Source organism: Acinetobacter sp. 5862 (assembly GCF_024494585.1).
GTDB lineage: Bacteria > Pseudomonadota > Gammaproteobacteria > Pseudomonadales > Moraxellaceae > Acinetobacter.
The window spans coordinates 1-11,221 of record NZ_JANHGP010000039.1 but is presented as its reverse complement, the minus strand read 5'-3'; the positions used below and the strand labels follow the sequence as shown (position 1 = coordinate 11,221).

Here is an 11,221-nt window from a genome sequence, read left to right as displayed (position 1 = left end):
AGGGCGCTTAGCTCAGTTGGTAGAGCGTCTGCCTTACAAGCAGAATGTCGGCGGTTCGATCCCGTCAGCGCCCACCATAATTTTTCTTCTAGTTCAAGTCCTTGTAATTTATATAGAATTGTTTTATTATTAGCGTCAATAATGATTCTAATATTGAACTATTTTATGAAAAATCCATATCAACGCAAGGCTGCGTCGAAATCACAAACAACAAATTCTAGTTCCTCACCAAAAGATATTTATCGTCAATTTATTCAAAATATTATTATACAAAGGCAAGTTATTGCGCTTTATCATGATGGGTGGGCCTTATGTTCAACCCCATCTGGTCAACACGCATTATCGATTTGGCAAAATAAAGGTTTGGCAAAATTATTGATTAAAGATAATTGGGCTAAATACGAGATTCAGGAAGTATCACTGTGGGTTTTCATTGAAAAGATGATTCCTTTTTTAAAAGAAAATAATACGATTCTATCTTTAGACCTTACCCCAGAGGGTAACAATCTATTGGTTTCACCTGATACTTTTTTATTGGATATTAAAAATTTCCTTTACCAAATTTATTTACAACGACCAGATGTATTTGCTGAGTTAAAGTTACCTTTGCCTAGAGATATTCGTCTACACAATTAAATGAGATAAATTGATTGGGGGACAACCCCAATCAATATTCATTCAGAAGCCAACCACTGGCATAAGCAAAGTATTCTCTCAACCATGCATTATAGCGTGTGGTCACTGGTGTCGTTGCGCCAAGCATAATGATATTACGATAGCCTTGTTTCTTCGCGATGGCGGCGGCGCGTAATGTGTGGAAATCGCTGGTTACAATCGCGATCGGTTGATGGATGTCAATCTGTTGTGTCTGTAATAAGTGTTGGCTATTTCTAAGATTTAGCTCCGTACTCGTGCTTTTATCTTCCAAGATGATCTGTGAGGCAGGAATATGATAGTGCTGCTGTACATAACGTGACATGACAATCGCTTCACTATCAGTTTCACCAAAATCAATACCACCTGTCATGACTAATTTGGCATGAGGTTGTGCGAAAGCTACAGGGGCAGCACGCTCTAAGCGTTTCGCCAATGTGGCAGAAGGTTGTCCATTTTCAACGCCACTGCCTAACACAATAATGGCTTTAACCGTAGGGATATTTTGAGTTTTGGTATTATTGTCTGAAATGTAATTAAAGAAATAGCCTAAGCTAACGACCCAAATCCAAAAGCACAACCAGCCGAAGCGCCAAATTGAATGCAGACGAAAATGATAGAAGAAGAAACGTTCGATATGATAATAGAAATAAGCATAGAGACAAAAAAATAGCCCAAGTAGTAGCGGTAGTACTGTTCCAATATGAATCTTTTTAAAGGCGATTAGAATAGCGCCATCTAAGAACAGAATTGAACCGATAAGGGCTAAAACAAGACGAACCCATGAACTTATTTGCATAATCTTAATTGTAGTCAATTTGAATCGTGCTCAGTGTATGCAAAATTCTAAGAAAGGCAAATTCTCTTATGTTTTGATGAAAAAAACGAGTGGCTGGCACTCGTTTTTAGATATCAAAAGGGTTTAATAAACGTCTCGACGATAACGTCCAGCTTGTCTTAATTCATCTAGTTTTTCTTCGCTGAGAATATCTGTCAATGCTTGATCGACTCCTGAAGCCATGCCTTCGATACTACCGCAGACATAAATCACCGCACCTTGATCAATCCATGTGATCAGTTCATCAGCATTGCTTCTCAAAATATCTTGTACATAGATGCGTTGTTCCTGATCACGAGAGAAGGCGAGGTCCAAACGTTGCAAGCTTCCCATATTCAACCACGCTTGAATGGTTTCTTGATAAAAGAAATCATGTTTGCGTTGACGTTCACCGAAGATCAGCCAATTGGCTGTATAGTTTTGTCGATTACGTTGCTGTAATAAACTCATCAAGCCTGCAATGCCTGTGCCATTACCAATACAGATAATTGGACGGTTATCGTCAATCAGATGGAAGGACTCATTGGTCCGAATATGCAGGGCAATGGTCTGCTGCAACTGAGCAAATTCAGTGAGCCAACCTGAGCCAAGACCAAGTTGATTCTGTTCATCACGTTTTTGACGAACCACCAGTCTTAGGAGTTGTTGCGAAGGAATACTGGCAATCGAATATTCACGTGTAGGTAGGGTGGGTAGTTGTTCAAGTAAATCTTCAAGTGTACTAAATGGCTGAATCTCAACTCGTAGGTTTCTATTCCACAGGAGCTGTTCAATCTCTTGGTTCAATGATTCAACGACACTGTGTGTTGGAATCTGATACTTGATTAAGAAATCCTGAATGTCGGTTAAGCAATTGGCAGGCTGAATTTCTGCAATATCGCCAGCATGCCAAGTTATATCAGAAACGGAACGAAGTTCAATATTATAGGCTGCTTGTCCTAAGCTATTAGGGTTGAGCAATGTGCGTTCAGCGAGAGTCCACTGGTCAAACACTTTCTCTATATTCATGGCATGTAGTTCATGCTTAGTCACCACCGAAAGCGCTTGATTCCAGCGTTGAATATCATTGCTATTGGCATTATCTACTTCGATCAAGTCAAATAATGGTTGTGCCTTGCATTGTTTTAACCATGCATCAACGGCATAACCAAAGCTGCAATAGCTGTCAGGATATTCTCTTGATCCTAATGCAAGCACTGCGTATTGCATATGAGCTAACTCTAGCTTTTGTTGCATCAGTTTTTTGCTAAAACTTGTTGCAAGATCAGGTGCTTCACCTGTGCCATATGTGCTGATTACAAATAAAACCTGTGATGCTTGTTGTAAGTCTTGTTCAGTCAGTTGCTGAATCGGTTTAACCATCGTTGGCTGTTGTGCTTCCTGCAAGCTAGTCGCAGTACGCCATGCTAGTTGTTCAGCCACACCTGTTTGCGTCGCATAAGTGATCAGCCAAGGCTTGGCATTTGGATCAATCTGCTGTGCGTTGAGTGATTGACGTGCCGCTTGGGTCAGCTTTTTCTGCTTGCGACGTTTTAGATACAACATCCAACCCGTTACAAAGAACAGAGGCATAGCCAATGATGCTAGCATGGCAATAAATTGATAAGTCGAACCAAAGAAGCTGCCGCGATGCACAGGCAGCATGCTGCTCATGATTTTTTCATTGAGCTTCTTGTCTTCATAAAGTTCAAATTTTTCAAATTTATTGTCTTGATAGTTATAAATCGCTTGGTTACGTGCACGTTCATGTTGAGGAATGGCATCGACAAAAGAGAGTTCAACTTTGGCATCCGCATTTTTGGGAATATTCAGGGTTAAACTTGAGTATTCACGACCAATCTGGGCATTTACCCCAGTCCATGTTTGCGTCAAGATAGTATTAAGCTGTGCATTTGTCAGCTTAGGTTGTTTATCTTTGCCATGTTCATTATTTTGTTGATTACGTTGTGGCTGTTCAACCCCCATGACCTTGAACATACCTGCACGCCACCAGTCATAAGACCAATATAAGCCAGTGCAAGCAAACAGTAGATAAAACACAATGACCCAAGTTCCCACCACTGCATGTAGGTCCCAAATAAAATTACGACCTTTTAGTTTTGGTTTAATAAACAGCCATTGTTTAATGCTATGTTTCTTTGGAAAGCGTAGATAGATGCCACTCAATACAAAGAAAATCAGCATCAGCGTAGAAGCACCTGTGATTTGCGCTCCCAATTCCCCAGCGGTTAAATTGCGATGTAAACGCTGAATAAATTGAAAGGTATCACGACCTTTAATGTCAGGTAAGACTTCGGCTGTATATGGATTGACCATCATGTTATAACCACGACGCGCACCTTCTTTTTTAATATTGACGGTAGAAGATGCTGTTGGGTCGGCAGCAATAGTAATGCTGTTAATTTCAATTTCGGGTTGTTGCTGATTGAAATGTTGGTATAACTGGGCAGGGCTAAGTTTTGGTGTTTGAGCAGCCTCAACGACATAGCTATCTTGGTTGAGCCATTTTAAAATTTGCTGTTCATAAGAATAAATTGCACCGGTTACTCCCATTAAAGAAAGTATAAGCCCTGCAGTAATCCCTAAAAACCAATGGATTTGGAAAAAGACTTTTTTAGACATGGTCAAAAATGAAAAGATAATGAAATTTATGTCAAAAATTATAACTCAAGAATACGAACATAATATGGATTTTGTAGGTAATATTGATTTTGATTCTCATTTATTTTATGGGGTTGAAAAAACCTCTCATTTCGAGAGGTTTTTAGAATCATAGGTGTTAAATTGACTTTGGTGCGCCTACAACTTCATTTAAATGTTTACGTACCGTGTTAAAAGGGAAATTCTTAGAATCCATACGCTTAGGTAGGATGTAAGCACCTTGTTGTTGTTCGCCTTTTGGTGTTTTTACTTTGAAATTGACTAAAATAAACTCTGGAGAGTTGTACCATTCGTAAATGTCTTTCCAGCCAATGGTCGCAGTACCTTCTTGTAATCCAACTTTCTGGCGCATCACAATACCATGGGGTTGTACGCCTAAACGAAGACCTTTAATCTCTTGAACCGGAAATTCTGTCATTTTGCGTTTAACGTACCATTCAAGACCAAACTTTTTCACAAGATAAAAAAGGATCACAGCAATAATCACAACCCAACACAATACAGTTGAGTAGGTTGAATAATACTTAATCAGTCCTGCTGAAACCAATGAAAGCACCACAAGTGCAATCATAATCATCCATGCTTTTTTACTGAATTTATTGGTACTACGCCAAATCATCAGTTGAGCTTGACGTTGTTCAGCTTCAGAGACTTCGTAAGGAACAGGTTGTAGCGTATAAGCGTATAGCGTTTTGGCGGTCATAGTTTAAAAAATGAGTTTAGAACTAAGTTAAGTTTAACACCAAATGGCACTCAAAGATATTATGCCAATGGCGGATAAATTAAAGAGAAGCAAACTCAGTGCCATCTTCGTTCGGTTCGTGACTGAGACTTTGTTTGAGCATACTTAAACGGGTTAATATGCTAAGCATAAGTGAAAGCTGCTGTAAAATAATCAGAGATTTTTGATTGTTTTCATCATTGCGATTTAAATGCTCGCGTATGGTTTGCATCATATTTTGTGCAGATAAATCAGGGACTTCATCTCTAAGCAGAGCACCTTGAATATCATCTAATGCTTGATCGAGCAGGGCTAGAACCTCTTGATCTTGAATTTGTTCGCGATGAGCTCCAAGTGCAGCGATATAGCTTAAAAAAGTATGACTTAAGCATAGAAACTCAAAAGCCAAAGTTTTCTGAGTAGATTCAATATTGGGTTCTGTGGCAAGCGTGGAAATGAGAGAAGCAACTTCTGCATCAGTATTGTGCGCAGCGCGGCGAACTACACGATAATTTAATGCATTATTACGACCTTGGTGATATTGCTCAATTACTTCTGCTAAGTAGGTACATTGGGCTTGTAAAGAACGTTGGATCGAGCGAGGTAGCCTGCGGAATTTCCAATCTGGCCAAATGAAACTGACCCCAAACCACGCCAAGGCACAGCCGATCAAGGTATCAATAAAGCGTGGGAAACCTGCCGCAAATGCAGAACCATCTAGATTAAAGTTAATTAAAGCGAGAATCGTAATAAAAGCTGTTGCTTGAGCATACTGTTTACTTCGAAGTTCTAAAAATAATACGCCACTAAGAACTAACATCACCAGTTGCCCTTCAACCGAAGGAATAAAATAGATGATGGTTAGCCCCACGATAATACCGATTAGGGTTCCAACAATTCGCAAATATAAGCGGCGTTTGGTAGCATTAAAGTTAGGTTGGCAAACAAACAATGCTGTGAGCAAAATCCAGTAACCGTAAGCAATATGGGTTACTTGAATAAAGACATAACCAATAAACAACACGATTGAAAGTCTAACCGCATGGCGAAATAACACAGACTCAGGGGTTAAATGTTGTTTAACACGGACTAGAATATCATTCCAACCTTTTAAATCATCATCTTTTAGTTGATTTTCTGCTTGTTGTGCATTGATTAATTTCAGATTTCTTTCTGTTTCTAAATTCTGTAATTGTGCATCAATCGATTTAAGATTTTGATAGAGTGCAAATAATGCATTGATGCGAACTTGATCGTAAAGTCCATCTTCTCTTAATTTTTCTAAGGAAACTCTTAAATTTTCAAAGCTGTGTTTAAAGCGTTTGTTATGCACATAAGGGGTACGGCTTAAAATTGATTGGGCTAAATCCTGACAGGCTTTACCCTGAATCGTGAGAATGCGTTGAAAACGGAATAAAATATCACTGTGTTGAAATACTTTCGCTAGCTTTTGATAATCAATATGTGCGGAGTCTGCACGTTCATGAATATCTTGTGCGATGAAATAGTATTGTAGACTGCGACGTGTATCTTTCTGACCGCGGTCACCTTTTAAGCGGGTTAACAGTGACATTCGCATATCATTAAAAATCGCCACCAATTTGCCATTTTCTAATGCAATATCAATCATACTTTGTTGATAACTGGATGGAGTCATGTCCACATCAAATAAGTTTGATTTAGCAAATAAAAAACTACCTAAAGCATTATAGGATGCATAAAGTTGGTCTTGTACTTTTCGTACAGGGAACAACAAGAAACTGATTGTTGAAAGTAATCCATACCAAGCGGCTCCCAAAACTAAGAATGCTGGTTGTAAATACCATTGTTCAAATAAGTGTACACCGAGCATGGTATAGACAGAAATCACTAAACATCCGTAAGCGATCGTTGCATAACGCCGCCCCAAAGAGCCTAATAAAATCCATCCAATACAGGAAACAATTAATCCAACTGCAAAAATAATTGGGTAGGGGAATAACAATTGAACCGATGCAGCTGTGATAAAAAATCCAATATAGGTATAAATCTGATTCTGAATACGGACAGAAAAGCGATCATCAATATCACTAATTGCTGCCGCAACAACGCCTAAAGTCAGTGGAATCGTCGCAAGTTGAAAATTTAAAAGATAAGGAACGAATGCTGTTCCTGCGAAAGCAATCAGCATACGTACGTTATACATTAACGTGGTGTTATAGGTGGTTTGTTTTAAACGTGCGAGCCAAGGATTCAATGGTTGTCCTTTTATATTCGGCAATCAATTTATGATCATGCCTGTTAACATTTTTCAGGTATCAGCAGACTCTAATATTATGCACAAATATGGTGAGGATGCTAAGCTTAGAAAAATAAATAAACTTGAAAAGTAGAGGATTATGCAGGTAGAACAATCGAATCAGCGTCAGTATTCAACAGCATGGATTTTGTTACTTGCTTTGTTGACAGCACTCGGTCCATTGTCTATTGATATGTATTTACCCGCATTGCCCCAAATGGCAAATGAGTTTGGGGTAAGTACCCAAATGATTGCAAATACATTACCTGCTTACTTTTTGGGTTTAGCCATAGGTCAATTAATTTATGGACCTGTGAGTGATCGTATTGGGCGCAAGCCTCCCTTATATTTTGGGCTTAGCCTTTATGTGATTGCAAGTTTGGCTTGTGCGTTTACGACAAATGAATGGGCTTTGATTGCTGCACGAATTTTTCAGGCTTTAGGTGGTTGTGTTGGTGTTGTGATTGCGAGAGCAGCTATACGTGATCGCTTAGACATGCAAGGTTCAGCTCAAGCCTTTTCAAGCATGATGATCGTAATGGGGCTTGCGCCTATTCTAGCCCCGATGTTTGGTGCATGGATTCTGACTTTTTTCCCATGGCAGGCTATTTTTCTGACGCTAGCAATGATTGGTGTGATCTGCTGGTTGTGTATACATTTCTTCTTTAAAGAATCATTAGCTATTGAACGCCGTTTAAAATTATCAACTTATCAAGTCACTACACTTTATGCTGCAATTCTAAAAGATGACAGCTTCAGATTGCCAATGTTTGCAGGTTGTTTAACTGGCGCAGCATTATTTTGTTATATCAGCTCTGCTTCAGCCGTTTTTATGGGGCAGTACGGACTGACTCAGCAACAGTTTTCTTATGCATTTGCATTTAATGCAGCTGGAATTATGTTGATGTCCTCAATCAATAAGCACTTAAATACTCGAATGGGTATTTTTCAGCGGTTACGATTGGGTGGGTCGATTCAATGCTTTGGAGCAGTTGCTGTCATCAGTGCGGGGCTGATGGCGAATGCACCATTGTGGTTATTAATGTCTGGTCTTTTTTTAGTTGTGTCTGGTATTGGATTAACTGGTCCTAATGCAATGGCTTTGGCGATGTCTAAGCAGGGTGCGCGTGCTGGGACTGCGAGTGCGATTATGGGAAGTATGCAGTTTGCATGTGGTTTATTAGGTGGTGTGATTTTAAATTTCTTGTTATGGAAAGCGAGCCTCAATATGGGCATTATGATGTTAATGTTTACTAGCGCAGGTTTGTTTGCAATTTTAAAAGTTGGAAAACAGCTACAAAACAGTACCTCTGCATAGAGATACTGTTATTTAAACAATTTACTGGTCTAAAAATACTGTAAAGTTTTCTACGGGTTCGCGGGGAGTAATGAAGGTGTTTACGATATGATCAGGATCAGCATAACCTAAGGCAACGGTACATACTAATTCTTCATCTTCTGGGGCATCTAATACCTCTAAAACGATGGGATGAAAATGATTCCATGCGGCTTGTGGGCACGTATCTAAGCCACGTGCTTTTGCCGCAATCATTACATTTTGGATCATCATGGAAATATCCATTTTTGAACCAATTCCCATTGCTTTATTGACTGTAAAATAAAGTGCGACAGGCGCATCAAACAATTGATAGTTACGCAATTGTTGCGCCGCCATTTTTTCTTTTTCGCCTTTTTGAATACCTAGCAAACCATACAGTCCCCAACCATTTTCACGACGACGATCAATAAATGGTGAAATCCATGTTTCAGGGTAGTAGGCGAAAGTTTCTTGATATTGTTCAGCGAGTTCTGGTTGTTGAAAAAGTGCTTGTTGAGCAGCACAAACTCGCTCAATCATCTCGGCGCGTTTTTGGCCTGTCACCACATAAACTTTCCATGGTTGAGTGTTTGTACCTGATGGCGCACGAGCGGCAACATTTAAAATATCCTTGATTGTCTCTGTTGCAACAGGTGTATCTAAAAATGCACGTACAGAATGACGGGCTGTAATCGCATCATCCACATAACGGATTTGTTCCATGTTCATCTTAAGGTTCCTAAGCTTATGGCTCTTTCTCATGTAATGAGACTATAAAGTAATAAGATAGATTTGAGGATGGGTTTTTAGTCGTAGATTGAGATTTGAATAAAAAATAGTCGAGTAAAGATTAACGAGATGAGATTATCCATAAAATTTTTTAATTTGTTATATTTATGTGAAAAAGAAATGTATTTGTAACACAATGAAATAGAAATAGTATTTATTGATACACGCTGAAATCGTTATGATGATTGGAATAAAAAAATACACACAATAATCTAAATTTATGCATAATACGCCCTTTTCAAAAATCGATTGGGCTTTTCTAACCAAGAAGGTGAGGGAAGTTTTCTATGATAAGCATATTTATTTACCCAATTTTATGCTTATGAAAAATGTTGAAATATACACGAATACAGGAGCTTCTCATGAGTTTACCTCTCATCCGTAAGCCGTTCATAGTTCAGGGATTGGCGTTTACCATTGCTGCCTTCATGATGAACAATGCGCAGGCTGCTAGCGAACAAGAACAAATTCAACAACTTCGAGATGAAGTAAAAGAATTAAGAGCTTTATTGGAACAATATGTTCCTCAGTCAAAACAAAAAAATAATGTACCGCAGTACGATACCCAGCGATCTACTACTGTTGCTTCAGTATCCACTCAAAATATTTCATCTAATATTCAGATGGCTGCTCAAAAATCGCCTTTGAGTTTTAATTCTGCTTCGGGTGCGCAAGTACAGCTATACGGTTTTTTACGTGGCGATGCCTCGTATCAGGCAAAAGGCGGCGATGCTATTTTTAACCGAATCAATAAAGTTGATCTCGAAGGCAATGAAAAAAATAGTGATCGTTTTTATAGTACGGCAACAGTTACGCGATTAGGTCTAGATTTTAAAGCACCCATTCAAGAAGCAGATGTTGGTGGGAAATTAGAAATTGATTTTCGTGGTGGTAGTAGTAACGATACGATTCGTATCCGTCATGCGTATATGACTTTCAACAATTGGTTATTTGGTCAAACCACATCTACGTTCTTGGCGACAGATTTACAGCCAGAAATGATTGATTTCAATTCTCCTTTAGGGATTGGTACTTATCGTACTCCGATGGTTCGCTATAGCGGAAAAGTTAATCCAGACACCAGTTATATGCTTGCTTTAGAAAAAGGCAATGAAGACAACCGAGCGCCAGCTTTAACCTCTAAGTTAAAATATGATTTTGATGATGGCAAAGGTACGGCTTCAGCCCGTGTTTTAGTAACAGAAGCGCGTAGCAGAGCGAGTTACGACAAGAATAATAATCAATTAACAGTTGATGATGCTGATCTAGGGTGGGGTATTGCGGTAGGCACTAAGTATAAATTTACTGATTCTTTACAAGCGATGATCGATTATTCGCATGTAAAAGGTGATAGTAAGTTTTTGCTCTATACCAATAGTGCTTTTAATGTAAATCCCAATAGTTTTGAGTTGAATCTGAATGAGTTTGATGCACTCACCATTGGTACAACTTATCAAGTTAGCCCTAAATTGCGTAGTACTTTAGCGTATGGTGCAATGTTTGCAAAAGATAATAATCAGTTTGCACAACAAGCATTTGCGGATACAACGCAGAACAAAACCTTACAACAAGGTTGGTGGAACATCATGTATTCACCAGTTACTCCGATTACGTTTGGTTTGGAATATATCTATGGCGAACGTAAAACCTTTAATGGTCTAAAAGGTAAGGATAACCGTGTAGGCGCAATGGCTCGCTACAACTTCTAGCCTAATCCTGTAAACGTAATCATCCGTGGAAACCAATCACTTTATTTGATTGAGTTCTTACAAAGAACTGTATGCTTTTTATTAAGTTGATTGAGTTTTCACTCATTTTGAGAGTTACTATTTTATTAGCTATACGATGGAAAAACCGTCTAAAAGACTAATAAAATAAACGGAAGAAGATAGGACTTACGCACTATTATTTATAGATTCTCTGTGGTAGGAGATGATTTTTATCGAGAATAAAGTCATCAAT

General features: G+C 38.8%; 8 protein-coding genes and 1 tRNA gene. 4 read left to right on the top strand and 5 right to left on the bottom strand.

Translation table 11 applies throughout. The annotated features are described in order from the left end of the window. The first annotated feature begins 1 nt into the window (after position 1). Positions 2-77, top strand: a tRNA-Val gene (locus tag NO346_RS07295). 64 nt (positions 78-141) lie between these two features. Beyond that, on the top strand, positions 142-636 hold the full coding sequence (locus NO346_RS14910) for a DUF2750 domain-containing protein (RefSeq protein WP_081399798.1): 495 nt from the start codon (positions 142-144) through the stop codon (positions 634-636). A 31-nt stretch (positions 637-667) separates the two neighbouring features. Here NO346_RS14910 and NO346_RS07290 read toward each other — a convergent pair whose 3' ends face one another. The 4 genes from NO346_RS07290 to yccS all read right to left on the bottom strand — a co-directional run bounded on the left by NO346_RS07290 (position 668) and on the right by yccS (position 7,110). Further along, a complete protein-coding gene (locus tag NO346_RS07290) occupies positions 668-1,453 on the bottom strand; it encodes a YdcF family protein (protein ID WP_256414750.1) in 786 nt (261 codons plus the stop codon). A 123-nt stretch (positions 1,454-1,576) separates the two neighbouring features. Continuing rightward, positions 1,577-4,114 (bottom strand): sulfite reductase flavoprotein subunit alpha, encoded by a 2,538-nt coding sequence (locus tag NO346_RS07285; RefSeq protein ID WP_256414749.1) that lies wholly within the window; start codon positions 4,112-4,114, stop codon positions 1,577-1,579. A gap of 157 nt (positions 4,115-4,271) precedes the next feature. Continuing rightward, positions 4,272-4,856: a YcxB family protein gene (locus NO346_RS07280; RefSeq protein ID WP_005161985.1), complete on the bottom strand. Its 585-nt coding sequence runs from the start codon at positions 4,854-4,856 to the stop codon at positions 4,272-4,274. A 79-nt stretch (positions 4,857-4,935) separates the two neighbouring features. Then, positions 4,936-7,110: a YccS family putative transporter gene (gene yccS / locus NO346_RS07275; RefSeq protein WP_256414748.1), complete on the bottom strand. Its 2,175-nt coding sequence runs from the start codon at positions 7,108-7,110 to the stop codon at positions 4,936-4,938. Between the two features lie 142 nt (positions 7,111-7,252). Between yccS and NO346_RS07270 the strand changes: the two genes are divergently transcribed. Continuing rightward, positions 7,253-8,470, top strand: a complete 1,218-nt coding sequence (locus NO346_RS07270) for a multidrug effflux MFS transporter (RefSeq protein WP_256414747.1) — start codon at positions 7,253-7,255, stop codon at positions 8,468-8,470. 21 nt (positions 8,471-8,491) lie between these two features. Here NO346_RS07270 and NO346_RS07265 read toward each other — a convergent pair whose 3' ends face one another. Then, positions 8,492-9,199: a nitroreductase gene (locus NO346_RS07265; protein WP_005161976.1), complete on the bottom strand. Its 708-nt coding sequence runs from the start codon at positions 9,197-9,199 to the stop codon at positions 8,492-8,494. Positions 9,200-9,621: 422 nt separating this feature from the next. Between NO346_RS07265 and NO346_RS07260 the strand changes: the two genes are divergently transcribed. Next, positions 9,622-10,968 (top strand): DcaP family trimeric outer membrane transporter, encoded by a 1,347-nt coding sequence (locus NO346_RS07260; protein WP_256414746.1) that lies wholly within the window; start codon positions 9,622-9,624, stop codon positions 10,966-10,968. Positions 10,969-11,221: the final 253 nt, after the last annotated feature.